Source organism: Nonomuraea zeae (assembly GCF_005889725.1).
Taxonomy (GTDB): domain Bacteria; phylum Actinomycetota; class Actinomycetes; order Streptosporangiales; family Streptosporangiaceae; genus Nonomuraea; species Nonomuraea zeae.
The window spans coordinates 1-25,385 of sequence record NZ_VCKX01000181.1 but is presented as its reverse complement, the minus strand read 5'-3'; the positions used below and the strand labels follow the sequence as shown (position 1 = coordinate 25,385).

At 71.5% G+C, this 25,385-nt stretch carries 23 protein-coding genes; 7 read left to right on the top strand and 16 right to left on the bottom strand.

Annotated features, from left to right (window positions below; all coding sequences use genetic code 11):
• The 6 genes from ETD85_RS40810 to lhgO form a co-directional block, all read right to left on the bottom strand.
• Window positions 1-1,194, bottom strand: a 1,194-nt coding sequence (locus ETD85_RS40810) for a YfjP family GTPase (RefSeq protein WP_240779752.1), incomplete at its 3' end; no start/stop codon positions are given.
• The gene (locus ETD85_RS40805) at window positions 1,191-3,128 is read right to left on the bottom strand and encodes a GTPase family protein (RefSeq protein ID WP_240779751.1); all 1,938 of its coding nucleotides are present in this window, start codon (window positions 3,126-3,128) and stop codon (window positions 1,191-1,193) included. The genes ETD85_RS40805 and ETD85_RS40810, both read right to left, overlap by 4 nt.
• 130 nt (window positions 3,129-3,258) lie before the next feature.
• On the bottom strand, window positions 3,259-3,915 hold the full coding sequence (locus tag ETD85_RS40800) for a response regulator transcription factor (RefSeq protein ID WP_138695192.1): 657 nt from the start codon (window positions 3,913-3,915) through the stop codon (window positions 3,259-3,261).
• A gap of 159 nt (window positions 3,916-4,074) precedes the next feature.
• Window positions 4,075-5,487, bottom strand: coding sequence for a sensor histidine kinase (locus ETD85_RS40795; protein ID WP_138695190.1), 1,413 nt, complete (start codon window positions 5,485-5,487; stop codon window positions 4,075-4,077).
• The gene (locus tag ETD85_RS40790; RefSeq protein ID WP_240779750.1) at window positions 5,487-6,179 is read right to left on the bottom strand and encodes a response regulator transcription factor; all 693 of its coding nucleotides are present in this window, start codon (window positions 6,177-6,179) and stop codon (window positions 5,487-5,489) included. Before ETD85_RS40790 ends, ETD85_RS40795 begins: the two co-directional genes overlap by 1 nt.
• 17 nt (window positions 6,180-6,196) lie before the next feature.
• Window positions 6,197-7,423: an L-2-hydroxyglutarate oxidase gene (gene lhgO / locus ETD85_RS40785; protein ID WP_138695188.1), complete on the bottom strand. Its 1,227-nt coding sequence runs from the start codon at window positions 7,421-7,423 to the stop codon at window positions 6,197-6,199.
• 34 nt (window positions 7,424-7,457) lie between these two features.
• Between lhgO and ETD85_RS40780 the strand changes: the two genes are divergently transcribed.
• Window positions 7,458-7,817 carry a hypothetical protein gene (locus ETD85_RS40780; protein WP_138695187.1) on the top strand — a complete coding sequence of 120 codons (360 nt, stop codon included), beginning with the start codon at window positions 7,458-7,460 and terminating at the stop codon, window positions 7,815-7,817.
• Between the two features lie 87 nt (window positions 7,818-7,904).
• On the opposite strand, the gene ETD85_RS40775 is transcribed toward ETD85_RS40780, so the two are convergent.
• On the bottom strand, window positions 7,905-8,924 hold the full coding sequence (locus tag ETD85_RS40775; protein ID WP_138695186.1) for a hypothetical protein: 1,020 nt from the start codon (window positions 8,922-8,924) through the stop codon (window positions 7,905-7,907).
• A 7-nt stretch (window positions 8,925-8,931) separates the two neighbouring features.
• Entirely contained in the window at window positions 8,932-10,227 is a 1,296-nt protein-coding gene (locus tag ETD85_RS40770; RefSeq protein ID WP_138695185.1) for an MATE family efflux transporter, read from the bottom strand.
• 96 nt (window positions 10,228-10,323) lie between these two features.
• Between ETD85_RS40770 and ETD85_RS40765 the strand changes: the two genes are divergently transcribed.
• Window positions 10,324-11,292, top strand: coding sequence for an aldo/keto reductase (locus ETD85_RS40765; RefSeq protein WP_138695184.1), 969 nt, complete (start codon window positions 10,324-10,326; stop codon window positions 11,290-11,292).
• 118 nt (window positions 11,293-11,410) lie between these two features.
• Here ETD85_RS40765 and thpR read toward each other — a convergent pair whose 3' ends face one another.
• From thpR to ETD85_RS40745, 4 genes are all read right to left on the bottom strand, one after another.
• Window positions 11,411-11,968 (bottom strand): RNA 2',3'-cyclic phosphodiesterase, encoded by a 558-nt coding sequence (thpR, locus tag ETD85_RS40760; protein ID WP_138695183.1) that lies wholly within the window; start codon window positions 11,966-11,968, stop codon window positions 11,411-11,413.
• Window positions 11,969-12,022: 54 nt separating this feature from the next.
• Window positions 12,023-13,246, bottom strand: a complete 1,224-nt coding sequence (locus ETD85_RS40755; protein ID WP_138695182.1) for an MFS transporter — start codon at window positions 13,244-13,246, stop codon at window positions 12,023-12,025.
• A 23-nt stretch (window positions 13,247-13,269) separates the two neighbouring features.
• Complete coding sequence (locus ETD85_RS40750; protein WP_138695181.1) at window positions 13,270-13,722, bottom strand: MarR family winged helix-turn-helix transcriptional regulator; 453 nt, start codon at window positions 13,720-13,722, stop codon at window positions 13,270-13,272.
• A gap of 139 nt (window positions 13,723-13,861) precedes the next feature.
• Window positions 13,862-15,304 carry an NCS2 family permease gene (locus tag ETD85_RS40745; RefSeq protein ID WP_138695180.1) on the bottom strand — a complete coding sequence of 481 codons (1,443 nt, stop codon included), beginning with the start codon at window positions 15,302-15,304 and terminating at the stop codon, window positions 13,862-13,864.
• Window positions 15,305-15,387: 83 nt separating this feature from the next.
• Here ETD85_RS40745 and ETD85_RS40740 point away from each other — a divergent pair, with 83 nt between their 5' ends.
• Together ETD85_RS40740 and ETD85_RS40735 are read left to right on the top strand one after the other, a co-directional pair.
• Entirely contained in the window at window positions 15,388-15,597 is a 210-nt protein-coding gene (locus ETD85_RS40740; protein ID WP_240779747.1) for a DUF2530 domain-containing protein, read from the top strand.
• A 116-nt stretch (window positions 15,598-15,713) separates the two neighbouring features.
• Window positions 15,714-17,171: an alpha/beta hydrolase gene (locus ETD85_RS40735; RefSeq protein WP_138695179.1), complete on the top strand. Its 1,458-nt coding sequence runs from the start codon at window positions 15,714-15,716 to the stop codon at window positions 17,169-17,171.
• Window positions 17,172-17,230: 59 nt separating this feature from the next.
• On the opposite strand, the gene ETD85_RS40730 is transcribed toward ETD85_RS40735, so the two are convergent.
• Together ETD85_RS40730 and ETD85_RS40725 are read right to left on the bottom strand one after the other, a co-directional pair.
• Window positions 17,231-20,263, bottom strand: coding sequence for a sacsin N-terminal ATP-binding-like domain-containing protein (locus ETD85_RS40730; protein ID WP_138695178.1), 3,033 nt, complete (start codon window positions 20,261-20,263; stop codon window positions 17,231-17,233).
• Window positions 20,264-20,343: 80 nt separating this feature from the next.
• Window positions 20,344-21,144: a DUF3027 domain-containing protein gene (locus tag ETD85_RS40725; RefSeq protein WP_138695177.1), complete on the bottom strand. Its 801-nt coding sequence runs from the start codon at window positions 21,142-21,144 to the stop codon at window positions 20,344-20,346.
• Between the two features lie 125 nt (window positions 21,145-21,269).
• Here ETD85_RS40725 and ETD85_RS40720 point away from each other — a divergent pair, with 125 nt between their 5' ends.
• The gene (locus ETD85_RS40720) at window positions 21,270-22,934 is read left to right on the top strand and encodes an MFS transporter (protein WP_138695176.1); all 1,665 of its coding nucleotides are present in this window, start codon (window positions 21,270-21,272) and stop codon (window positions 22,932-22,934) included.
• Window positions 22,935-22,951: 17 nt separating this feature from the next.
• On the opposite strand, the gene ETD85_RS40715 is transcribed toward ETD85_RS40720, so the two are convergent.
• Both ETD85_RS40715 and ETD85_RS40710 read right to left on the bottom strand, forming a co-directional pair.
• The gene (locus tag ETD85_RS40715) at window positions 22,952-23,347 is read right to left on the bottom strand and encodes a cold-shock protein (protein WP_138695175.1); all 396 of its coding nucleotides are present in this window, start codon (window positions 23,345-23,347) and stop codon (window positions 22,952-22,954) included.
• A gap of 92 nt (window positions 23,348-23,439) precedes the next feature.
• Complete coding sequence (locus ETD85_RS40710) at window positions 23,440-24,048, bottom strand: HAD family hydrolase (RefSeq protein WP_276617310.1); 609 nt, start codon at window positions 24,046-24,048, stop codon at window positions 23,440-23,442.
• Window positions 24,049-24,161: 113 nt separating this feature from the next.
• Here ETD85_RS40710 and ETD85_RS40705 point away from each other — a divergent pair, with 113 nt between their 5' ends.
• Together ETD85_RS40705 and ETD85_RS40700 are read left to right on the top strand one after the other, a co-directional pair.
• Complete coding sequence (locus tag ETD85_RS40705; protein ID WP_138695173.1) at window positions 24,162-24,557, top strand: hypothetical protein; 396 nt, start codon at window positions 24,162-24,164, stop codon at window positions 24,555-24,557.
• A gap of 84 nt (window positions 24,558-24,641) precedes the next feature.
• Entirely contained in the window at window positions 24,642-25,259 is a 618-nt protein-coding gene (locus ETD85_RS40700; protein ID WP_138695172.1) for a TetR/AcrR family transcriptional regulator, read from the top strand.
• Window positions 25,260-25,385 lie beyond the last annotated feature (126 nt).

Genomic DNA, 25,385 nt, shown 5'->3' with positions numbered 1-25,385 from the left:
AGATGGGTATAAGAGACAGACCACAGCGTCCGCAGCTCCCGCGCCCGAAACCCCGGCGCCCGCAGCTCCACCGCTTGCGGCCCTGCCAGCCGCGGCCCTACCGGCCGCCACCACCCCGGACTCCGCCGAACCAGCCGCCGACCTGCCGGCCGCCACGCCGCCCGGCTCCGCCCCACCGCTCGCAGACCTCAGCCCTTCCGGCGTTGCCACTGGTCCTTCCACCGGCGCGGGCGGTCCGTCCGGCGTGGCGGCTGCCGCGGCCGGACGCCCCGGCTCGGCGTCGGTACGCGCATCAACGGCATCAACGGCCACCCCGGCGGCCGCAGCGTCGTCGGCGCCCTTCACCTCACGTGACCAGCTCCTCGCCACCTGCCCCTCTCCCGTGGCCGGGCCGGCGGTGGCGAGGTGGTCGGCGGCGGCCGTGATGTCGGCCGCCAGGCGGGCGGACCACGACTTGCGCTCGGAGACGCGGTCACCGAGGAGCGTGCGCAGCTCGTTCAGACCTGTGCCGGTCCTGGCGGAGACGGCGAGCACCGGCACGCCCGTCAGCCCGTCCTCGTCCAGCAGCCGGCGCAGGTCGCGGAGGCAGCGTTCGACGGCCTGCGCGGGCAGGCGGTCCACCTGGTTGAGCACCACCAGCATCACGTCGCGGTGCCCGGCCAGCGGACGCAGGTAGCGCTCGTGGAGCGCGGCGTCGGCGTACTTCTGCGGGTCCACCACCCAGACCAGCAGATCGACCAGCTCCACCAGGCGATCCACCTCCAGCCGGTGGGAGAGCCGGATGGAGTCGTGGTCGGGGAGGTCCAGCAGGACGAGTCCCGAAAAATCGGCTTCTGTGGTGGTGGAGTGGCGTTGCGGGATGTCCAGCCAGTCCAGCAGCGGTCCCGAGCCTTCGCCGTCCCAGAGCGCCGCCTGCGCGGTCGAGGTCGTCGGCCTGGTCACGCCCACGTCCGCCAGCTCCTCACCGGCCAGGGCGTTGTAGAGCGAGGACTTGCCGCTGCCGGTCGCCCCCGCCAGCGCCGCCACGGTGTGGTCGATCGAGAGCCTGCGGCGTACCCCTGCGCGTTCGGCGACCGCCCGCGCGCCGGACACCGCCTGCTCGGACAGCCGCCCCTCGCCCAGCGTGGCCGCCTCCAGCAGGGCCGCCAGCCTGGTGTCGAGGGACGGCCCCTCCTTACGGCGCAGCAGCTTCACGGCCTCTCCTCTGCGGCATCATCGTCAGGCCCGGCCCCTGAGCGACCGCCTGCGCCCGCCCCCGGCCGTCCACCGCCCGGCTCACCGCCCGGCCGGCCGGGCTCGGAAACCGGAAGTTCCAGGGTCGGGCCGGTCTGCGGGCCCTCGACCGGGAGCTCCGCGGTCGGGCCGGTCTGCGGGCCCTCGACCGGGCGCTCCGCAGCGGGCGGAGCGGTCGGCGGAGCGGTCGGCGGAGCGGCGGGTAGTTCGGCGCGGTGATGGCGGACCCGCGCGTCCGCCGCGCGCAGCGCGTCCGCCGTGCCCCGAGGCGGCTCCACCGCCGCCAGCCGGTCCATGAACCGCCCCGACTCCTCCTCCAGCAGCCCGCGCACCCGATCACGCAGGTCGTCACGCGCCCGGACCGTGAGCGACCGGACGGCCTGGTCACCGAAGACCGCCTCCAGCAGCTTCTGCGACAGCACGCTCGTCCCGCCCGCGATCCCCACCTCGATCCCGGTCAACCCCCCGGTGGAGGCGAACACGGCCAGCATGAGCAGCAGCCCGGCCCCGTTCACCCCGAACGACGCCACCCGGGCGGTGGTCCGCCGCTCGGCCCCCTCCTCGCGTACGAGGTCGAGGACGTACTCCTGCCAGCCGCGGACCGCCGCCTCCGCCCGCTTGCCCAGGTCCGGCGAGGCCCGGCCGAGCCTGGCGGCCTCGACGGCGCCGAGCCGTTCGAGCAGGCCGGGCCCGCCGGGCGCGGCCGACCAGCCTTCGAGCGCCCGCTCCGCGGCCCCGTCGGCGGCGCCCCTGATGAGCGTCTCCACCCCGCTCTCCAGCGCGTCCCTGAGCTCGGCCTCCGGCACCCGGCCGGTGAAGAAGCCGACGATCCTGTCGCGCAGCCACCCCACCCGGCTCTCCAGCGAGCGCATGAGGTCGCCGGTGCCGATGAAGTCCTGCCAGCGGGCCAGCACCTCGCCGCGCAGCAGCGACCCGTCACGCATGCCCGCGTCGAAGTCGGCCAGCCCGCCCGCGTACGCGCCCGACACGATCGAGCGCAGGCCGTCGAAGGCGGACTGCTGGCGTTCGACGGCCGTGGCCAGCGCGGGCACCCGGGTGGCGAGGCTGTCGAGCGCGCCGGACAGCGTCTGGCGGACGACCCTGGCCCGCTCCGCCGCGTCGGCGGCCAGGTCGGTGAGCCAGGCGGCGATGGGACGCACGTGGGAGACGGGCAGCCGGGCCTTCTCGTCGGGCAGCGCGGCCTCGGGGACGGTGAACAGCCTGGTGCCCTCCAGCCCGTTCTCGACGAGGAGGCGGGACAGGTCGCGGGAGACCGGCTCGACGGCGTCCTCGGACACCCGGTCGAGCACGATGGCCAGGGCGGTGCTGCGTTCGCGGGCCGAGCGCAGGAAGCTCCAGGGGACCTCGTCGGCGTACCGGGCGGCGGTCGTGACGAACAGCCACAGGTCGGCGGCGGCCAGCAGCTGCGCGGCCAGCTCCCGGTTCGCGATGACGACGGAGTCGATGTCGGGCGCGTCGAGCAGCGCGAGCCCGGCGCCGAGCGCGTCCGAGGTCACCACGCGCAGCGCTCCGGGGCCGTCGCCGGTGGCGCGGGACAGGCCCGGCAGCACGTTCTGGCCCATGAACCAGTCGCGGTCGGCCGGGCTGACCACGAGCGTGGGCACCAGCGTGGTGGGCCGCAACACGCCCGGCTCCGCCACGTCGGCGCCGACCAGCGAGTTGACCAGCGTGGACTTGCCCGCCCCCGTGGACCCGCCGACGACGGCGAGCAGCGGGGCGTCGAGGGCGCGCAGCCTGGGCAGCAGGTAGTCGTCGAGCTGCCCGGTCAGCTCCCGCAGCGCACGTCTGTCGTCCGCGGCCGCGCCGACGGACAGCGGGAACAGCTCGCCGTCCAGCGGCCGGCGCAACGCCTCCAACGCGCCCAGCAGATCCATACCGCCCACGCTACCTGTGGCGGGCCTCCGGGGGCGGTCCCGCGCGGGCAGCGGTGTTTCGCGCCCGGCCCTCCGGCTCGCACGCCACGTGCCCGGCCGCTCCCACAGGCTTTTGCAGCACGTACGCGGCTCAGCCCGCGGGCGGCTCCCTCAGCACGTAGCCGACGCTACGGAGCGTATGGATGAGCCGGGGCTCCACGTCGTCCACCTTGCGCCGGAGATAGGACACGTACGACTCCACCACGCCCGCGTCCCCGCCGAAGTCGTAGTTCCACACGTGGTCGAGGATCTGCGCCTTCGACAGCACGCGCCCGGCGTTGACCATGAAGTAGTGCAGCAGCTTGAACTCGGTCGGCGACAGCCGCACCTGCCGCCCGCCCCGCCAGACCTCGCGGGCGTCCTCGTCCAGCTCCAGGTCGGCCACCTTCAGCTTGCTGGCGGGCGTGTTCTCCCCCCGGGTACGCCGCAGCACCGCCCTGATCCTGGCCTGCACCTCCTCCAGGCTGAACGGCTTGGTCACGTAGTCGTCGCCCACCCGCAGCCCGGCGATCTTGTCCTCGGTGGCGTCCCGCGCGGTCAGGAACAGCACGGGCGCGTCGATGCGCCTGGCCACCTCGAACCCGTCCAGGTCGGGCAGCATCACGTCGAGCACGACCAGGTCGGGCGTGGCCCGCTCGGCGACCTCGACGGCTTCCTGCCCGTCGGCGGCGGTCAGCACCTCGAACCCGGAGAAGCGCAGGCTGGCCGACAGCAGATCCCTGATGCTGGGCTCGTCGTCCACCACCATGATCAGCGCCTCGGGTTTCGTCACCTACTTAGAGTGACGCAGGCACCTGAGGGTTAGCTGAAGGCACACTCCAAGGCGCGTGGGAGTTCGCCGCACCCAGCGATCGACACCCGGAGCTCCCGCGTCCCGGCCCAGGGCGCCCGCGTTCCGGCCCGAAGCTCACTCCAGGTCGAGCGGGAGCTCCACGCGGAAGGTGGAGCCGCCCTCCGGCGAGCTGTCCACGGTCACCGTGCCGCCGTGCGCCGTCACGAGCGCCTGCACGATGGCCAGGCCCAGGCCGCTGCCCCGGTCCTCGCCCGAGCGGCGGCGGGACCTGGCGGAGTCGGCGCGGTAGAAGCGTTCGAAGACCCGCTCGACCTGCTCGGGCGTTAGCCCGGGACCGTTGTCGACGACCTCGATGAACAGCGCGTCCTTGCCCGCCCCGGCCCGCACGATGATGGGCGAGCCCGGCTCGGTGTGGATGATCGCGTTGGTGACGAGGTTGCTGATGACCTGGCGCAGGCGTATCTCGTCGCCGGAGACGATCAGGGCCGCGCCGCCGACCACGTCCAGCTTCACCACCCGGTCGGGCGCGAGAATCCTGGCGTCCTGTACGGCGTCCGCGGCCAGGGCCAGCATGTCCACCGGGCGCATCTCCAGAGGCCGCTGCTGGTCCACCCTGGCCAGCAGCAGCAGGTCGTCCACGAGCAGGCTCATCCGGCCGGCCGCCTTCTCCACGCGCTGCATCAGCTCGGCGGGGTCGGCGCCGGTGTTCTGCCTGGCGTACTCGGCGAAGCCGCGGATCGAGGTCAGCGGGGTGCGCAGCTCGTGCGAGGCGTCGCCGACGAACTCGCGCATGCGGTCCTCGGAGCGCCGGGCCGCCGCCTCGGACGCGGACCTGGCGGCGAACGCGGCCTCGATCTGGGCCAGCATCCCGTTGAGCGACCTGGCCAGGCGGCCCACCTCGGTGCGCGGGTCGCCGTCCGGGACCCGGCGGCCCAGCTCGCCCGCGGCGATGGCCTCGGCCGTACGCTCGATCTGGCCGAGCGGCCGCATGCTGCGCCGCACGATCGTGACGCCCACCACGGCCAGGATGAGCAGGCTGCCGCCGCCGCCCAGCAGCTCGATGAGCACGAGCCGGGTGGTGATCGCGTCGACCTCCTCCAGGTCCACCGCGACGACGAGGGTGCGCCGCTGGACCACGCTCTCCAGCACCCGCCACTCGCCGTCGCCGCGGATGGCGGGCGCGGTGTAGACCTCGGGGCCGGGCGACGGCGACAGCACGGGCTTCGGCTTCGCGTCCACGTCGCGATCGGTCAGCATCGGTACGAAATCGCTGCCGGGCTCCCTGACCAGGGCGATCGCGTCGGACTCGATGAGGATCGGCCGGTCGGTGGTCTCCCTGTCCTTGCGCCAGTCGCTCTTGACCTTCTTGTCCATGCGCGCGCTGAGCAGGTGGAGCTGGCTGTCCACCCGGTCGAGCAGGTAGCCGTGCAGCACGGAGACGCTGACCAGGCCGATGAAGGTCATGCCGAAGCCGAGCAGCGCCAGCATCGACGCCATCAGCTTGATCCGCAGCGGCAGGCCGCTCATTAGGGACTCGGCGGCAGGCGGAGGACGTATCCGACACCGCGCAGGGTGTGGATGAGCCGGGGGCTGCGGTTGTCGATCTTCCGGCGCAGCACGGACACGTACGACTCGACGATGCCGACCTCGCCCCTGAAGTCGTAGTCCCATACGTGGTCGAGGATCTGCGGCTTGGACAGGACCCGACCGGCGTTCGTCATGAAGTAGCGCAGGAGCTTGAACTCGGTCGGCGACAGCGCGACGGAGTTGCCGCCGCGCCACACCTCGTGGCTCTCCTCGTCCAGCTCGATGTCGGCGAACGTCAGCCGCGGCGGAGCCGCCTGCGCGTCCCCGCTCGTACGGCGGAGCACGGCGTGGATCCTGGCGACCACCTCCTCCAGGCTGAACGGCTTGGTCACGTAGTCGTCGCCGCCGATCGTGAGCCCGCGGATCTTGTCCTCGGTCTCGTCACGGGCGGTCAGGAACACCACCGGCGTGTGCAGCCCACCGCTGCGCATCCGCCTGACGATCTCGAAACCGTCCAGGTCGGGCAGCATGACGTCGAGCACGACGAGGTCCGGGCGGTGCCGTTGCACGGCGGTCACGGCGTCGAGGCCGCTCTTGGCCGTGGTCACGTCGAAACCCGCGAACCTCAGGCTCGCGGCGAGGAGTTCGAGGATGTTCGGATCGTCCTCGACTATCAGCAGGCGTGATTCCATCACATCCAAGGATGCACTCATCGGACGAGTGCTGGGACAATTCCGGCAATGTGCCGGGCAATGGCCAGACTCGACGTGGCCGCCGGAGAGGGCGCATTGCGCACCAGGACCACGTTTCCGTGTACGTCCACCACGAAGTCGTCGACCAGGCGGCCGTCCCTGGCGACGGCCTGCGCGCGCACGCCGCCGTGGGTTCTTTCGAGGTCGGAGGCGGTGAGTGCGGGCACGTAGCGGCGGGCGGCCTTGAGGAAGGCGCCCTTGGCGATCGACCCGCGGATTTCCTTGATCCCGGTACGCCAGTGGGTCCTGGCCATGCGCAGCGTCCCCGGCCAGCTCAGAATTTGCCTAAAATTTCGTATATTTCGCCATTGGTAGCCCTCGTAGGCCATCGCGAGCACCGCGTTCGGGCCCACCAGCACCTCGCCGTCGATGTGCCGCGTCAGATGGACGCCCAGGAACGGATAGCGCGGATCGGGCACCGGATAGATCAGCCCGCGGACGAGGTCCTTGGCCGAGCCCTTGAGCGCGTAGTACTCGCCCCTGAACGGGACGATCCTGACATCCCCCGGATACCCCGCCATCCTCGCCACCGTGTCGGTGCCCAGGCCGCCGCACACGACCAGGCGGTCGAAGACGAACCTGCGCCGCCCCGCCAGCACCTCCACGCCTCCGAGGCGTTCCCTGATCGCGCGTACCGGGTGCGAGAGGCGTACGGACCCGCCCAGCTCGGCCACGTCGAGCGCGAGCCTGCGGGCGACGGCGGGGAAGTCGGCGATGGCGGTGTGCGGCGAGTGGATCGCGCCGACGCCGACCGCGTGCGGCTCGATCTCGCGCAGGCCCAGGCCGTCCAGCTCGGTGATGCCCGGCACGCCGTTGGCACGCGCCCGCTCGGCCAGCGCGCTCAGCTGCGGCCGCTCCGCCCGGGTGCTCGCCACGACCAGCTTGCCCACCTCTTCGTAGGGCAGCGCGTGCGCGGCGCAGTACTCCTTGAGCAGCGCCACGCCCTCGCGGCAGAGCCTGGCCTTGAGCGAGCCAGGCGGGTAGTAGATGCCCGCGTGCACGACGCCGCTGTTGTGGCCGGTCTGGTGGGCGCCGACGCGGCCCTCCTTCTCCAGCACGGTCACCTCGGCGCCTCTGGACTGGGCCAGCTCGCGCGCCACGGCCAGCCCCACGATGCCCGCGCCCACGATCCCGATCTTCTCCGTCACATGACGATTTTCCGACTTAGTGGCCGTCCCCGCCATATCCGGACGAATCGAACATGAGTACGATGTCACTATGTACGTCCCGCCAGAGTGGCCCGCCGAGGTCCGCCCGCCGAGCGTCCCCGACTGGGAGACCTCCGCGGTGGCCTGGCTCCTGGACGCGGTGCCGCCGGACTATCGCGCGTACGAGGTGCTGAGGCGGCATCCGGTGGCGCTGGCCAGCATGGCGCGGCATCACGTGACCTCGGCCATCGAGGCGGCCAGGGCCGGCTACAGGGGGGCGGCGGTGGACCTCAAGGGCCACCTCCCGCCGCACGCGATCGAGGCGGTCCTGGACACCTACCGGGAGGAGGGGCCGCGGCTGGTGCGGCTGTCGCGCTCCATCACCGTCGTCGAACGCGCCCTCCGCGGCGACGTGCTCCGTTTTCTGTGAAGCTTGCGGCTGCGCGGCCCGGCACCGGTGGAAGTCAGCGGGCGCGCGGCCCGGCCCCAGCGGGCGTCAGCGGGCGTTCAGCGGGCGTCAGCGGGTGCGACGGGCCAGGAAGGTGATCACGCCGACCGCTGCCGCGGCGGCGGCGAGCCAGATGAGAACGTCTCTGAGCGTTAACCCGTCCACCTCTGCCTCCGAGACGGCCGTGGCGGCGCCATCCTTCGCGACCTGCCCCTGGGCGGACGCCGTCGCCGACGGGCTCGGCGTGCTCGTGGGCTGGGCGCGGGCGGGGATCGGGACCCGGTAGACCGGGCTCTTCGGCCCCTCGGTGCCCGTGAGCAGGGCCCTGCCGTCGAGGGTGTAGGTGATCGACTCGGCCTGCTTCAGCTCCGGCATCGACACCCTCGTGATCATCTCGCCGGACGGCTTGTAGAGGGTGGCGGAGAAGTAGGTGCGGATGACGTACGAGGAGCCGTCGGGCGCGTAGGCGGCGTCCGTGGCCATGAGCGGGGCGGCGGTGACCTTGCGCAGGACGTTCGTCCGGTCGGTGCGCAGCTTCTTCGGCGCCGCGTAGACCGCGCCCGCGAACTCCTTGGACACCACGTACAGGCGTCCCGTCCTCGGGTTGATCATGAGACCTTCCGCGTTGCGGCCGCCGTCGGCGTAGCGGAACCGGTAGCGGGTCGCGGGCAGCGTGGCGTCGCGCAGCGTCTGGGGCTCCAGCACCCGGTAGACCGAGACGTTCGGCCAGGCCCCGTCCAGGTTGTCGCCGATGTCGGCGAACCACAGCACCCCCCGGCCGGTCGCCGGGTCCTTCGAGGCCGCCATGGCCTCCCAGTCCCTGGCCTGGGCGCCCTGCACCTGGAACGTGGCCCTCGTCCGCCCGTCGCCGCCGACGGCATAGAAGGTCGGGGCCGCGGAGCTGTCGTTGTGCGTGTAGTAGACGCCGTCGTGCGTCGGCGACACCGCCAGCCCGCTGGACTCGGTGATCTTCGGGTCCTTGAAGGTGAAGAGCTTCTCCATCCCCTCGTCCGCCGCATGGGCGGGAACAGCGGTCAGAAAGCAGGTCGTCACCACGACCCCGAGCACCCGGATCACTACATCCCCCACGCCGCCATCATGCCCCACGCACCGCCGTCCCAGGCCGCACCCACGCGGGCGATCCCACCTTGGCGCTGTGCCGGTGGAAGCCGGTCCCCTGCAGCACCACCAGCAGCCCGTTGGCCAGCGCCATGGCCACCCACAATCCCGTGATCCCCCAGGTCCGCGCCACGGGCACGGCCGCCAGGACCAGCAGCCCGTAGCCGGCGGCGAAGTAGACCAGGCTGGCCGCCGACCGCTTGAGCGCGGTGAGCCCGATCCCCTGCACCGCCTGGGCCGCGTCCAGCGCCGACGACAGCAGCATCAGCGGCAGCAGCGCCAGCACGCGCTCCCGCACGGCGGAGTCGTCGCTGAACAGCACCAGCACCCGCTCCCCGAGCCCGAGCAGCAGACCGGCCCCCACCAGCGTCCCCGCCACGGCGAGCAGCGCCGCGGTCCTGTTGGCCCGCCGCGCTCCCGCCACGTCGCGGGCGCGGGCCACCTCGGGCACCGAGGCCTGGGCGACGGACAGCGAGGCCATCATCATGACCCCGGTGAGCGTGGTCAGCACCGCGTGGGCGGCGGTGTCGCGGGTGCCGGTGGTACTCGCGGCGAAGGTGACGACGCCGAGCACGCCGAACTTGATCAGCACGGTCCCGGCCAGCGGGATGCTGACCTTCGCCAGGCCGACGATCTCGCTCATCCTGGGCCGCGCCTGCCCGATGGGCCGCCCGAGCGCGCGCCGCAGGCACAGACTCGCCACGACCGCCGCCACCGTGCCCGCGACCGCCCAGGCGACCCCCACCCCGGTCAGCCCGTACGCCGGCACGAGCGTGGCGGTGAGCCCGCTCAGCACCACCCCGAACGCCAGGTTCGACCAGAGCACGTCCCCGCTGCGCCCGAGCGCGACCAGGATCGTGCTCGCGCCCCCGGTGGAGGCGAAGACCAGGAGGTACACCGCGAGCAGCACCGGCAGCAGACCCATCTCCCGCACCACCTCGCCGGGCACGCCGGTGCGGCTCGCCAGCGCCGGCACGCAGAGGACGGCCAGCGCCCCGGCCACGCCCGTGGCCAGGCTGAGCCAGCGCGCGTCCCGCACGATCGGCACGGCCCCCGCCGGATCCTCCCGGTACGGCGCCACGAACGGCCCGAGCCCGCGCAGCGCTCCCTGGACCGCGGCACCCGCGGGGTTGAGCACGGCGGTCACGACCGCGAAGGCGGCCAGCGTGACAGTGTCGTGCTTGCCGAGCACGGAGGTGACCACCACCGTCCCGGCCATGCCCATGACCATGGACAGGAAGAGCGGCACCGCGGCGCGGAGCAGTAAGATCATGAATCGGGCGACTTCAGCGGAGAGCTGAATGTTTCGCCGGAGATCATGAATTCAGTCTATGGCCTGGAGTGCACTCCAGGTATTTAGGGTTGAGTCATGGAATATGTCAACCTCGGACGCAGCGGCCTCCAAGTGAGTCCGCTCTGCCTCGGCACCATGAACTTCGGCCCGCGGACCTCGGAGGAAGACTCCTTCGCGATCATGGACCGGGCTCACGAGCTGGGCATCAACTTCTTCGACACGGCGAACGTGTACGGCGGCAAGAAGGGCGAGGGTGTCACCGAGAACATCCTCGGCCGGTGGTTCGCGCAGGGCGGCGGGCGCCGCGAGCGGACGGTCATCGCGACCAAGGTCTACGGCGACATGGGCGACTGGCCCAACGAGCGCAAGCTGTCCGCGCTCAACATCCGCAGGGCCGCCGACGCCTCGCTGAAGCGCATGCAGACCGACTACATCGACATCTACCAGGCCCACCACGTCGACCGGAACACCCCGTTCGACGAGTTCTGGGAGGCCATGGAGGTTCTGCGCCAGCAGGGCAAGATCCTCTACGTCGGCTCGTCGAACTTCGCGGGCTGGCACATCGCCAAGGCCCAGGAGACCGCCGCCAGGCGCAACTTCACCGGGCTGGTCAGCGAGCAGTCCCACTACAACCTGCTCACCCGCGCGCCCGAGCTGGAGGTGCTGCCCGCGTGCGAGGACTACGGCATCGGCGTGATCCCGTGGAGCCCGCTGGCCGGCGGCCTGCTCGGCGGCGTGCTACGCAAGATCGACAAGGGCCGCTCGGCCGCCGAGAACATGGTCAAGCAGCTCGACAGGCACCGCGACAAGATCGAGCGGTACGAGAAGTTCTGTGACGAGCTGGGCGAGGACCCGGCGAACGTGGCCCTGGCCTGGCTGCTCAAGCAGCGTGCGGTCACCGCGCCGATCATCGGCCCGCGCACGATGGAGCAGCTCGACGGCAGCCTGCGGGTCCTGGAGATCGACCTGGACGAGGCCGCCCTGGCCCGCCTGGACGAGATCTTCCCCGGCCACCGCACCGCTCCGGAGGACTACGCCTGGTGATCGGCCGGCCGGCCCGGAGGTGACTCAGGTCAGCAGGGCGCCGAGCACGACGATCAGCAGCAACAGGCCGAGCACGATGGGCAGCAGCCAAGGACGAGGACGATCCACGCCCTGGAGCCTAGCCCTGTCCGGAGGGTGTGAGCGCCCAATCGGCGAGTGACTCGTACCTCACCTGGGGCCCGGGGTGACTGCGGACGAGACGGACGCTCTCCGCCCGCCACGGCGAGCCGCTGAACCAGGACAGCGACTCCACCAGCGGGCGGAGGTCCGTCTCCGTCTTGGCGCGGGCCAGCGTGAGGTGCGGGTGGAAGCGTTTCTCGTCCGTCTGCACGGCTCCGGCCCGCCGCCCGCCCGCCTTGACCGAGTCGGCCAGCCGGACCATCGAGTCACCGGTGACGCCGGCCCAGAAGACCCTGGCCCGGCGGACGGACGAGAAGGCCCCGAAGCCGGTGAAGGCCAGGTCGAGGACGGTGTGGCGGTGTACGGCGCGGGCCAGGCGCACCTCCAGCTCGGGCAGCACCGTCTCGGGCACCTCGCCGAAGAAGGCCAGCGTGATGTGCCAGGTGGCCCGGTCGGGCCAGCGCAGCCCCGGCACCTGCCCGACGTACGGGGCGATCGCGTGTGAGATCTCGTCCAGCACCTCGTCAGGCGGCACCAGAGCCGCGAAGAGCCTCATGCCATCCGATTCTGCCCCGAGCGCCCGCGGCGACGAGGCAGCGCCCGCACAGACTCATGCCACCGCGAGCACCGACCTGCTCACCCGGGCGGTGATCAGCCGCGTCACGAGGAAGGCCAGCCCGGTCCCGGCCAGGACCAGCACGCCGGACAGGATCACGCCCGACCGGGGCCCGCCCAGCTCCGACAGCCAGCCGATCAGCGGCGCCCCCACGGGCGCCCCGCCGGTGAACACCAGCATGTAGATCCCCATGACCCGTCCCCGCATGTCCGGAGAGGTGGCGATCTGGACGCTGGCGTTCGCGGCCGTGTTGATCGTGATCAGCGCGATCCCGGTCGGGATCAGCAGCAGCAGGTAGACGGGATAGAACGGGGCCAGCCCGGTGGCGATCTGGAACAGCCCGAACCCGAGCGCTCCGGCCACCAGCACCTTCCGCGACAGCCGTGCCCGGCGCGCCGCGAGCAGCGCCCCGCCGAGCGCTCCCACCGCGAACATGCTGGAGGCCAGCCCGAACGACGAGGCCCCGGCCTTGAACACCTCACGGGCCATCAGCGCGATCGACATCGAGAACGACTGCGAGAACATCGAGACGAACCCGATCAGCAGCACCGGCATGAGCAGCTCTTCGCGCTGGATCACGTAACGCAGACCCTCGCGGAGCTGGCCCTTGGCCCGGGGAATTGGCTCGGAGGTGTTCAGCTCGGACTTCCGCATGAAGACCAGGCTGGAGATCACGCCGCCGAAGGTCAGCGCGTTGATCAGGAAGATCGGGCCCGTACCGCCGAACACGTAGATCAGCAGTCCGGCCAGCGCCGGGCCGACCACGCGGGCCAGGTTGAAGATGGAGCTGTTCAGTGCGATCGCGTTGGGCAGGTCCTGGCGGCCGACCATCTCGACCACGAACGCCTGCCGCGTCGGCACCTCCACGCAGGAGATCATGCCGAGCAGGAACGCCATCACGTACACGTGCCAGACCTGGGCGGAGCCGGTCATCGTCAGCACGCCGATCGTGAGAGCCAGCGTGGCCATCAGGATCTGGGCGCCGATGAGGATCGGGCGCTTGGGGTAGCGGTCGGCCAGCACGCCGCCGAACATCCCGAACAGCAGCATCGGCAGGAACTGCAGCGCGGTCGCCGTTCCGAGCGCCGCCGCGCTGCCGTGGGTCAGGTCGAGCACCAGCCAGTCCTGGGCGGTGCGCTGCAGCCAGGTGCCGACGTTGGAGACGGTGCCACCGGCCGCGAACATGCGGTAGTTGTGAACCCTGAGTGACCGGAACATGCCGGTCCTGGGTTCTTCAGGCTCTATATCTTGCTGAGCTTCTCCAGGATCGGCGCCGCCTGCCTGAGGATCGACCGCTCCTCCGGCGAGAGCTCCTTCAGCCTCTGCGTCAGCCACGCCTCCTTGCGGCGTCGCTCCTCCTTCAGCAGCTTCTCGGCGGCCTCGGTCACGCTCACGGCCACCTGCCGACGGTCGGTCGGATGCGGGGTGCGCGCGACCAGGCCGCGTTCCTCGAGTTTGGCGATCACGCGCGTCATCGAGGGTGGCTGTACCTTCTCGAGCTCGGCCAATTCGCCGGGGGTTATCCCGGAATGCCGTTCCACCGCGGCGAGCGTCGCGAACTGCGTGGGAGTCAGCGAGTGCGCTGCCGCCTGTCGTCGTAGGCGCCTGGTCAGCCTTGCCATCGAGACGCGCAGGGCTGAAGCCAGGCCTGCGTCGCTGCGCAGGTCCATCTTGGGCTGGGTTTTGGTTAGCATGAGTCATTACCTTTGCTAACTATAGGCGAGGGCACGATATTTCCCCAAACGAGACATCTCACACCTTGATACACGGAGATCGTGCCCTCCTTAGAGATCTTCTTCGGGAAGGTCGCGGGGGACCCGGCCCCCGCGACACTCAACCGCCGATCAGTGCCCGGATCGGGCCGATCGCGAAGTAGAGGACGAAAAGGATCGCCACTCCCCACAGCAACGGATGGATCTCGCGTGCCTTGCCTCGCACCACCTTGACCAGAACGTAGCTGATGAACCCGGCTCCGATGCCGTTCGAGATGGAGTACGTGAACGGCATGACGACGATGGTGAGGAATGCCGGGATCGCGATCTCGTAGTCGTTCCAGTCGATGTCGCGGATCGCGGTCATCATCAGGAACCCGACGATGATCAGCGCGGGCGCCGCGGCCTCGTACGGCACCACCTCGACGAGCGGCGCGAAGAAGATCGCCACCAGGAACAGCACGCCGGTGACGACGCTGGCCAGCCCGGTCCGCGCGCCCTCGCCGACACCGGCGGCGGACTCGATGTAGGTGGTGTTCGAGGAGACCGAGCCCGCGCCGCCCGCCGCCGCGCCGATCGAGTCGACGAGCAGGATCTCCCTGGTACGCGGCAGCGTCCCGTCCTCCTGGACCAGGTTCGCCTGGCGGCCTACGCCCACGATCGTGCCCATGGTGTCGAAGAAGTCCGTGATGAGCAGCGTGAAGACGAGCAGCACCGCCAGCAGCACCGAGACCCGGCTGAAGGCGCCGAACGGGTCGAACTCCGTGAACAGGACGAGCGGATTGTGGAAGCCGAAGATCGTCTCGGGCAGGGTGGGGACGTTCAGCTGCCAGCCCGCGGGGTTCTCGGCCGAGACCTGGCCGGACTTCGCCAGCCACTCCACGATGATCGCCAGCACGGTGGTGCCGACGATGCCGATCAGGATCGCGCCCCTGACCTTGCGCGCGACCATCGCCGCCGTGACGAGCAGGCCCACCACGAAAACGAGGATCGGCCACGAGGTCAAGCCGCCGCGGATGCCCATCTCCAGCGGCGGGCCGGCGGCGACGCGGCGGACGAAGCCCGCGTCCACGAAGCCGATGAGCGCGATGAACAGCCCGATGCCGACGCTGATGGCGGTCTTGAGCTGGGCCGGGATGGCGTGGAACACGGCCGTCCGCAGCCCGGTCAGCACCAGCACCGCGATGATGACGCCTTCGAGGAAGACCAGGCCCATGGCCTCCTCCCACGTCATCACGCTGGCGATGTTGAAGGTGACGAAGGCGTTCAGGCCCAGGCCCGCCGCCATCGCGAAGGGCACGCGGCCGATGACCCCCATGAGGATCGTCAGCACGCCGGCCACGAACGCGGTCCCGGCCGCCACGAGCGCCACGGGCGCCGTCTGGCCGTCGCCGATGAAGTGCTTCTCCACGTCCGTGCCGTTGGCGATGATGATCGGGTTCAGCACGACGATGTACGCCATGGTGAAGAAGGTGGCCAGGCCGCCACGTACTTCACGGGAGACTGTCGAGCCTCGTGCGGAGATTGCGAAGAAACGGTCGATTGCGTTACGAGTGTCACTCACGACGCGAAGAGTGACAGTCGCGATGAGCTGCGAAAAGAGTCGGTGATGAGATCGAGACCCGATTGGAAGCTAGGCTGGACAACGTGAAGCAGCAGTGGCACCCCGACCCCGAGCCGATCAAGACCAACGACACCGCCGCCGTCGGCGCGGGCACCGCCCTGTGGGCCGTGGCCCTGGTCGTCCTGCTGATCTTCCGTCCCGCTCCGGAGAACACGTGGTGGATCTGGACCTGCGTGACCGGGGTCGGCTTCGGCCTGTTCGGCATGTGGTTCGTCCGCCGGCCGCGGGGTTGACGCGCGTACTGCGCGCGAGCTGACATTCGTCATCTCCGGCCGTTCGCCGAAGTCACCTGGAAGTGGTGTTTCCGCCCACTACATCGCCATAAGCCCGTCCAACCATGCTTATAAGCATGAAGAAGCCCATCTTGGCCCTCCTCCTGGGCGCAGTCGCCCTCACCGCCTGCGGCACCGCCGACCCTGAGGTCAGGACCGCCGCCGACGCGGGGAGCGTGGCCTGGGGCCCGTGCACCGACCTGACCAGCCCGGACGGCAAGCCCGCCACCCCCGCCCCCGGCACGGAGTGCGGCAAGGTCCAGGTGCCGCTCGACTACGCCGAGCCCGGCGGGGAGAAGATCGATCTCGCGCTGATCCGCGTCAAGGCCACCGGTGACCGCCACGGCTCGCTGGTCTTCAACTTCGGCGGCCCCGGCGCATCGGGCGTGGACACGCTGGCGCTGGCGAGCCGGGCGTTCGCCGGCCTGGCCAGCCGCTACGACCTGGTCAGCTTCGACCCGCGCGGCGTCGAGCGCAGCTCGGGCGTCAAGTGCGGCGGCCGGCTCGACCAGCTGCTCGGCGCCGGAACCGCGGCCGACGGCGACAGGCTGGCCAAGGAGTTCGCGGCGGCCTGCAAGCGGGACTCGGGCAAGATCCTGCCGCACGTCGGCACCGTGAACGCCGCCAGGGACCTCGACCGGATCAGGGCCGCGCTCGGGGACGCGCGGCTCAACTACTTCGGCATGTCGTACGGCACGCACCTCGGCGGCGTGTACGCCACCCACTTCCCCAAGAACGTCGGCCGCTTCGTCCTGGACGGCGCCTTCGACCCGACGGTCACGTTCGAGGAGCGGGCGGTGATCCAGGCGACGGGGTTCGACCACGCCTTCGAGGCTTTCGCCAAGGACTGCGTCGCGCAGGGCTGCGACCTCGGGACCGACCCCGCCACCGTCGAGCGGACGGTCGAGACGCTGGTCGACGGCCTGAAGACGAAGCCGCTCAAGGTCGGCGACCGCGAGCTGACCCACGGCCTGGCCCAGCTCGCCGTCATCACCCCGCTGTACGCCAAGTCGACCTGGCCGGTGCTGGAGCAGGCCGCCGCCGCGGCGGTCAAGGGGGACGGCACCACGCTGCTCGCCCTGGCCGACGCCTACACCGGGCGCAAGCCCGACGGGACGTACTCGACGATGATGACGAGCCTGCAGGCGATCAACTGCGCGGACAACGCCGAGCGCCCCACCGTCGCCGAGACCGCCGCGATCAACGACCGGGTGGCGAAGATCTTCCCGATCCTGTCGGCCGAGGGCTCCGGCTCGGCCTGCGCCCACTGGCCGGTGAAGGGCGACGACGCGGCCAAGCGCATCGACGCCACCGGCTCCGCGCCGATCCTGGTGATCGGGGGCAAGGGCGACCCGGCGACGCCTTACCAGTGGGCGACGAAGCTCACGGATCAGCTCAGGACGGGCGTCCTGGTCACCTACGAGGGTGAGGGGCACGGCGCGTACCTGAGCGGCAACGGGTGCGTCATGAACACGGTGGACGCGTACGTGCTGAAGGGGAAGGTGCCCGCCAAGGGCACCAGCTGCGCCGCCTGAGACCCGCCGCCGGGCGGGACGCCTGGGAGGCACCACGGGGGGCGCCTCCCAGGGCCCGGTCAGGACAGGTCGGCCTCCGCCAGGAGGAGCGGCACCGCGTCCGGGTCACGCAGCAGGGCGGCCACGGCGAGCCGGTCGTTCCACTGCCCCGTGGCCCAGGCCAGCCCCCTGGCCAGCCCGTCGACGCCGGTGCAGTGGACCGCCCCCTCGAAGAAGCGCCACGCGCACTCCACCCCGTCGACCAGCAGCTTCTCGTGCTCCACGTAGGTCTCGGGCGCGCCGGTCAGCAGCGACCGCACCGCCGGGGGCACCTCGCGGGCCTCCCCCTGCGAGGTGACCTCGCCGGAGGTGAGCTCGCCGGCCAGCGGCAGATCGAGCAGCTCCGACAACGACTCGGCCAGGTCGTAGGGGGCCAGCACCAGCGGCCGGTCGGTGACGAGCTGCAGCAGGTCGGGCGCCTCGACCACCACGGCGTCCTCGGCCGCGGCGACCACGATCGAGCCGCCCAGCACCGCGCGCACCTGGGAGGGCGGCGCGACCCGGGAGGGATCGACGGCGCCCAGCGCGATCCACAGGGCGCGCAGCTGGGCCCGGTCCACTGTGATCGACGGATCGGCCATCAGCTCCAGGAGCTCCTCCGGCCCGCCGTGCGAGGCCAGCAGCTCGGGCAGCGTGGTGCGGACGCCGAGCATCGACAGCGCCGCCTCGTCGAGCCCGGTGGGCGCGTCGGCGTAGAGGCCGTGCAGCAGCGGGTCGGCCCCGGGCAGGCGCAGCTCCAGCGGCTTGCGGCCGTCGAGCACCGGATGGTTGGCCAGCCACCAGGCGGTGTAGGAGGGCACCTCCACGCCGTCCACGCGCAGCGGGTGGAGCGCGGCCCGTAGCGGGGGCCTGGTCAGCAGCGCGAGCGCGGCCGGCCAGTCGGCCACCAGCTCCAGGTCGCGCACCGCCAGGAACTCCGCCACCAGCGGCGGCACGGCCAGCTCGGGCAGCAGGTCGAGGACGTGGTCCAGCCAGTCGTCCTCGCCGTCGAGGTCGTGGTCGCAGTCGTCCTGGTCGAGCAGCACGTCGGACTCGTGCACCACGGCGAACCCATCGAGCACCCCGGCCGCGGCCAGGACCCGGGAGCCGTAGGTCTCCGTCAGCTCGGCGGCGGCCACCCCGAGATGCGTGCCGGGCTCCAGCAGCCCCGCCAGCGCGCCGTCGGCCAGCATCAGCTCCCCGGCCGGGTAGAGCTCGCCGTCGGTGCCGCGCAGGGCCAGCTCGGCCAGCCACGGCGCCTCACCGGGCACCAGCCCGGACGCCTCCACCAGGGAGAGCACGGCCCGCGCCACCGGCTCGGGGTCGGGGTTGTCGAGCGACTGCGCGACGGCGGCCTTGGTCAGCGGGTCTTCGAGCACGGTCCTGGGCGTGGCCTCGGCCGCCCCCAGCCGGAGCAGCGCGGGATCGGCGGCCTCCGGATGCACGATGCGCAGCCCGAGCGGCGTCAGGTCGAGGTCGGCGCCGCCGTCGGTGAGGATCAGCGTCCCGCGCGGGCCGCGCACCACCCGGCCGTCGGTCAGCGGCACCGGCAGCGCGCCCAGCGACTCGGGGTCGTCGACCGGCAGCACCGAGTAGAGTGCCCGCCACCACGAGGGCTCGCGCACCTCGACGGCCTCGCCCGACAGCAGGTCGACCACGTCGGCCAGCTCCACCTTGCGCACGCCGAGGGCGACCATGGCGGGATGCCTGGCGGGCCACCCGGCGGGCAAAAGCCCGGGGACGAAGTCGGCGACCGCCGCGAGCAGCTCTCCGGACGCCGACGGGATCACCGCGGCCTCCCTGCCCGCGACCACCCATCCGTCGCCCTCGGGCTCGCGCGCCGGGTGCTCGACCTGCCACTCGGCGTCGGGCTCGTAGACCTCGGCCTCGGCGAACGAGGGCGTGTGCACGGCGGGGGCGGGCGCGGACAGCGCCGGGAGCAGCGGCGTCTCCGGCAGCCTGGCCAGCACCGCGCGGCGGATGCGGGCGTCGAGCTCGCCCTTGCCCATGAGGGATGGCACCAGGTCGAGCAGCTTGGACGTGCGCGGCAGCTCCCTGAGCAGCTTGACGTAGGCGTCGGCCACCCGCTCGACCAGGAAGTCGGCCAGCGGCCCCTTGGCGACGTGCCGCCGGTCGGTGGCCATCGGGAACGACGCGATCAGCAGCGCGGGCAGGTCGAGCGGCTCGTCGCTGGGCGTGGGTGCGTGCACGACGGGCGGCACCGCAGCGGGCAGCGGCCCCGGCTCGCCGGTGCCGGTGACGGGCACCGCCCAGCGCAGCGACCAGTAGGGGCGGGCCCGCTCCTCGGTGGGCCGGTCGGCGAAGAGCGCGGCCACCTCCTCGGCGGTGAACTCGCCCGACTCCGACACCACGTGCCAGCCGTCGGCGACCACCGTGCGGACCGTGCCGTCGAGCTCGATCTCGATGGCCTCCAGCGCGGGCAGGCCGAGCAGCAGCGCGGGGCTGGTCTCCGCCAGCAGGCGCCGGACCACGGTGACGACGCCCTGGTCACGCAGCGGCAGGCGGACGAGCGTGTCGAACCCCTCCGGCACGTCGAGCGGCGGCGCGTCGAGCGGCAGCCGCAGCAGGGGCACGTGCCCCGAGCGGCCGGCCAGCTCAGCCGCGAGCGCCGGGATCTCCGCCACCGCGGCCGTGGTCTCGGCCCGCGACCACCGGACCGCGCCGGTCTCGCGCGAGCCGATGGCGGGCTCGTCGCAGACGGAGACGACCGCCGCGAACCCCACGCCGAACCGGCCCGCCGCGCCGGCCTCGTCCCGTTTGCCCGAGACGCGCAGTGTGGACAGGCCCTCCACGCCGGTGGCGTCGAGCGGGGCGCCGGTGTTGGCGGCCGTCAGCACGTCGCCCTGGAGCGAGAGCCGCAGCACACCCGGCACGCCCGCGCGGAAGGCCGCGTCGGCGGCGTTCTGCGCGAGCTCGACGATCAGCCGGTCGCGGTAGCCGCCGAGCGCGAAGTCCTCTTCGGCGTTGGCGTCCTCACGGAACCGGGCCGGTGAGGCCGTCCACGCGGCGAGGACGGCGGCTCGTATCCGGTCACAGCCAAAGCTTGCGGTCATCGATCACGATCCTGGTTGAGGGTAGGGGGGCCACCGTAGGTTAGCGGCCTTCACCGACACTCACGGTCAGGCTCTCACGATCAGGAGTGGCCGAGCTCCTCCGAACCGGATTCGTCGACAGAACCCGCCTCCTCCTCGATCAGGTCGAACCCGAGATCGTCGAGGATGGGGATGGCCTGCTCCACCGTCGGCGGCAGCACGGCGGCCTCGGAATGAGCGCCGCAGCCGTGGTCGGCGGCGACGACCTTGCCGTCGTCCGGTGCGTATTCGTTGGCGCACACGCCGAACGACAGCCGGAGCTCACCCGACAGCAACCAGTAGAAGCCGCAGGTGGAGCACTGCGCGGGAGCGGCGTGTGCGATCGGAGTGTGCGGCCCGTGCTCGCCCGCGTGCCAGCGTCTGGCAGCCCGGTCTCTGCCGATGGCCGAGAGCACACGGGCTCGGCCCAGGCCGTATTCGAAAACCATCTGGTGGTCGGAGTCTTCGTCGGTCTCGGTGAAACCTGGTGCCAGCCTGTCGTCGTCGTCCGACGTCGGCAGCAGGTCGCCCACGCCGAGGTCTCCGGGACGCAACCGCTCGCTCCACGGCAGCCACTCGGGCGCCAGCAGCGCTCCGGCGCCGGGGAGCAGGACGGCCTCGCTGACCGTGACCTTCTTCGCGCGCGAGGCACGCGTGACGGTGACGGCCCAGCGCCAGCCGCGATAGGCCCGGTCGAGACAGGCGAAATAGTGGGTGACGATGCGGTCGCCCTCGGCCTCGTAGCCGAGGTGGTCGCCGGCCTCGCCCGGCCACGCCAGCTCCTCGGCCGCGGCGCGCGCCAGATCGACCGCGGCCGCACAGGCCTGGTCGGGAGCGGAGACGCGGGCCCTGGTGCGGCTCATCGGGCCGCCTCCGCCGAAAGGTGCTGTTCGCTCACACTTCATTCTCACCCATGGCCGGACCTGGAAGTCCCACAACCCCCGAACCCAGGCAGAGATAGCACTTGAATCGGGTAAGACTGGTAGGCGTGGAGGGAGCCTGGAAGCGAGCGCGCGAGATCTCGCGACGCGTCGGGAGCGGGGTCGCCGGCGCGGGCCGCGCGACCGCCCGCGCGGGCAAGGCCACGGCGAGCGGCACGGCGCGGGCGAGCAAGGCCACCGCCGCGGGCGCGCACAAGGTGGGCCGGGCCACGCGGCGGCTCACCTACGCCAACGGCGCCGGCCGCACCGGGCTCGGCCGGCTGATCGAGCTGTCGGCGGGCAACAGCGCGAGCGACGCGATGGTCACGGTGGCGCTGGCGAGCACGGTGTTCTTCGGCGTGCCCGTCGGCGAGGCGCGCGGCTCGGTCGCCCTCTACCTGGTCATCACGATGCTGCCGTTCGGGCTGCTGGCGCCGTTCGTGGGGCCGATCCTCGACCGGTTCAGGTCGGGGCGCCGCTACGTGATGGCGGGCACGCTGTTCGGGCGGGGCCTGCTGTGCTTCGCGATGGCGGCCGCGGTGGGCCCCGGCGACCTGCCGACGCTGTTCATCGGGGCGCTGGGCGTGCTGGTGCTGTCCAAGGCGTACAACGTGTCGCGGGCGGCGATCATGCCGAGCGTGCTGCCCGCCGACATCACGCTGGTGTCGGCGAACGCGCGGGTGGCGCTGTTCACGCTGGTGGCCGCCGGCGTCGCGGTGCCGGTGGGCGCGGGGCTGACCGTGTGGCTGGGCAGCGCCGCGGTGCTGCGCGTCGCGATGGTGGCCTTCCTGCTGCTCGGCGTCGTCGCCGTACGCCTGCCGCGCCACGTCGACTCCCCCGAGATGGAGGAGGAGGGCGGGCCGCCCCGCTGGCGGACCCTGCTCAAGGTCGGCCCCACGGTCGCCGAGGCCGTCTGGGCGAACGTGGCCATCCGGATCTTCTCCGGGTTCCTGCTGTTCTTCCTGTTGTTCCTGGTCCAGGACAAGGCGGTGCCCTGGCTGGCGATGACGCGGGCGCAGGGCGCGGAGGTCGTGTTCTTCGACATCCCCAAGACGATCGCGCTGCTCGCGGCCGCGGCCGGGCTGGGCGGCCTGGCCGGCGCCGCCGTCGCGAACTGGACGCGTAACCACTCGCCGCAGCTCATCGTGCTGGCGACGCTGGCCGTGACCAGCGTGACCAGCATCGTGACCGCGATCTTCTTCGGGCTGTGGGCCGCCCTGGCGATCTCGCTGATCACCGCCTTCGCGCAGGAGCTGGGCAAGCTGGCGCTCGACGCCATCGTGCAGCGGGAGATCGGCGAGGAGGTGCGCTCGTCCACGTTCGGGGTGGTCGAGGCGATGCTCCAGCTCGCCTGGGTGTTCGGCGGGCTGGTGGGGCTGGTGCTCTCGCTCACCCAGAGCAGCCTGGCCGGGCTGGTCACGCTGGCGGTTGTGCTGACCGCCGCGCTCGGCTGGCTGCTGATCACCAGGCGCAGGCGCGTCCGCGCCGCCGACGCGAAACTGCGCGAGCACCGCGCGGCGGCCGCCCGGGATGGCGCGCAGCCGGCCGACGTGGCGACCGCCCACTACAGCCCCGACCAGGCCGACCAGCCGGAGAACACCTCCGGCTGGGCCGACGAGCGAACGGACACCTCCGGCTGGGCCGACGAGCGAACGGACACCTCCGGCTGGGCCGACGAGCAGCGGGGGGACAAGATCGATCCGACCAAGCCGCTGACCAACCCCAACGCCTGACCGGGGCCGCGGGCGGCTCAGGCGTCGAGGTCGTCCGCGACGGCCCTGAGCACCTGTGCGATCTTCTTGGCGTGCGCCGCGTCGGGGTGCTTGCCCCGCTGGTAGGAGGTCGAGACGTCGTCGAGCAGCTTGATCAGGTCTTCGACGATGACCACCATCTCGTCCGGCTTCTTCCGCTTGGCCTTCGGCTTGGCCTTGGCCAGCGTCGGCGGCTGGTCCAGGATCCGCACCGACAGGGCCTGCTGGCCGCGGCGGCCCTCGGCCACGCCGAACTCCACCTTCTGTCCGGGCTTGAGCGGGCCTGCGCCAGTGGGCAGCGCGGAGGAATGCACGAAGACCTCACCGCCGTCGTCGCGGGTGAGGAAGCCGAAACCCTTGTCGGCGTCGTACCACTTGACCTTGCCACTCGGCACAGGAGGACCTCGTTCAAACAGTCGAAATGATGATGGATGGATGTAGGTTATGCCCCGCGGAGCGCCAGGGCGACCGGGTAAATGGCGGGCAATTAGCGGAGTTCGTCACGCCTGCGCCAATCGGCGAACCAGGTGGCGAATTCGGTGAGGTCCCCCAGCGTGACATCGGCTCCGTGATCACGCAGCTCTCCCACCGTGTAGGGGCCGGTCGCGACCGTCACGCTCACGGCGCCGCCCGCGCGCGCCGCCTCGATGTCCGCGACATGGTCACCAACATAAGCCGCCGCGCCGAAGCGCGCGAGTGCCGATCCCTTGGCCGCCCCGAAGACCGACCCGACCACCTCGTCCACGGCGAGCCCCAGCAGTTCGACCGTGCCGACCGCGTCCCGGATGTTCTTGCCGGTGACCACGATGACCCGGCCGCCGCCCGCGCGTACGGCCTCGACCGCCTCGTACGCGCCGGCCATGGCCGTGTGCACCGGAACCCCCTTATCCGGATATATCTCTCGAAAAAGGTCGGCGGCTGCGGCGATCTCCTCAACCGGAAGCCAGTTCGCCAGCTCCATCTCCAGCGGCGGGCCCAGCCTCCGCACGATCGCGGCGCTATCCATGCGCACGCCCAAACGCACGGACAGCTCATCGTAAACAGCCGCGATCCCGGACCTGGTGTCTGCCAATGTCATGTCAAGGTCGAATCCCACAGAAGTCGTCACATGAGCAGGATGCCAAACAGTGCTCTACCCCGCGTAACGGCCCTTGTTCTGCGACCCTAGGAATGGGAAGAAAGGAATTACTTATCGGAGAGGAGCGGCCGATGGCCGAGACCCCCAGACCGCCACAGGCCGGTGACCGGCTCGTCGCCCCCTCCGCCGTCCCCCGCCCGCACAGGCCCGCCAGGCCGGGCGGCGCCCCGGTGACGGCGTGGCACCGGATCGTCTCCGCGTTGGCCTACGCGGTGAAGGTCGCCTCCAGAGTGGCGGCGCTGGCCCTGGTGCTCTACGCGCTCTTCTCGGTCTTCCGGGCGAACCCGGCCAACATCTGGTACCAGTTCGTCGAGTCGCTGGCCTCGTCGCTGTCCCTGGGGCTGGCGAACCTGTTCCAGCTCGCCGACCCCCGGTGGACGACACTGGTCAACCACGGCCTGGCCGCGATCGTCTGGCTGATCGCGGGCTCCGCCCTGGCGGGCCTGATCCGGCGCGCCGCTCCGTAGGCGCGGACTCGGCCGGATCGGGGAGGGCCGCCCAACGCGGTCGGCCCCAACGACTACTCTCCTTACGGAGGTATCAGGATAGATATGACCAGATCGACCCGCGAGCGGATCATCGATGAGGCCCTGCGGCTGTTCGCCGAGCGTGGCTATTCCGCCACGTCCGTGGCCGAGATCGAGGCCGCGTCAGGGCTCTCCCCCGGCGCCGGAGGGCTCTACAGGCACTTCAAGTCCAAGTACGAGGTGCTCGCCGCGGCGATCAACGAGCATGCCACCCGTACCAGGAGCCAGGTGGCGGGCAGCCTGGCCGAGCTGAACACCATGGAAGCCTCCGCGGACCTGGAGGAGCGGCTGTCCCATCTGTGCCGCGCCGGGCTCGCCAAGGTGCGCGAGGAGTCCGAGCTGACCCGGGTCTTCTTCCGCGACCTGAGCCAGTTCCCCGAGCTGGTCGCCGTCGTACGTGAAGGGCTGCTGCAGCCCATGTTCGACGCGATCGTCACCTGGTTCCAGGCGCAGCCCGAGTACAACGACGCCAAGGTCGACTGGACGGGCATCGCGGCGGTGCTCGGCGGCTCCGTCGTGCACTACCGGCTCTTCCAGGAGACCGTGGGCGAGCTGCCGGGACACGCGGAGAAGGACCAGTTCGTCGCCGCCTGGGTACGCCTGGCCGTCGGCCTCCTGCCCAGCCCCGCGCCCGTCAGCTGAGGTCGAGCAGCCGGTAGGCCAGCCAGACCACGCCCAGCCCGGTCCCGATCATGAACATCGTCCCGCTGACGTCGTAGAACTGCGTGAAGAAGGCCTGCACCCCCGGCTCGCTCCCCACCCGCAACC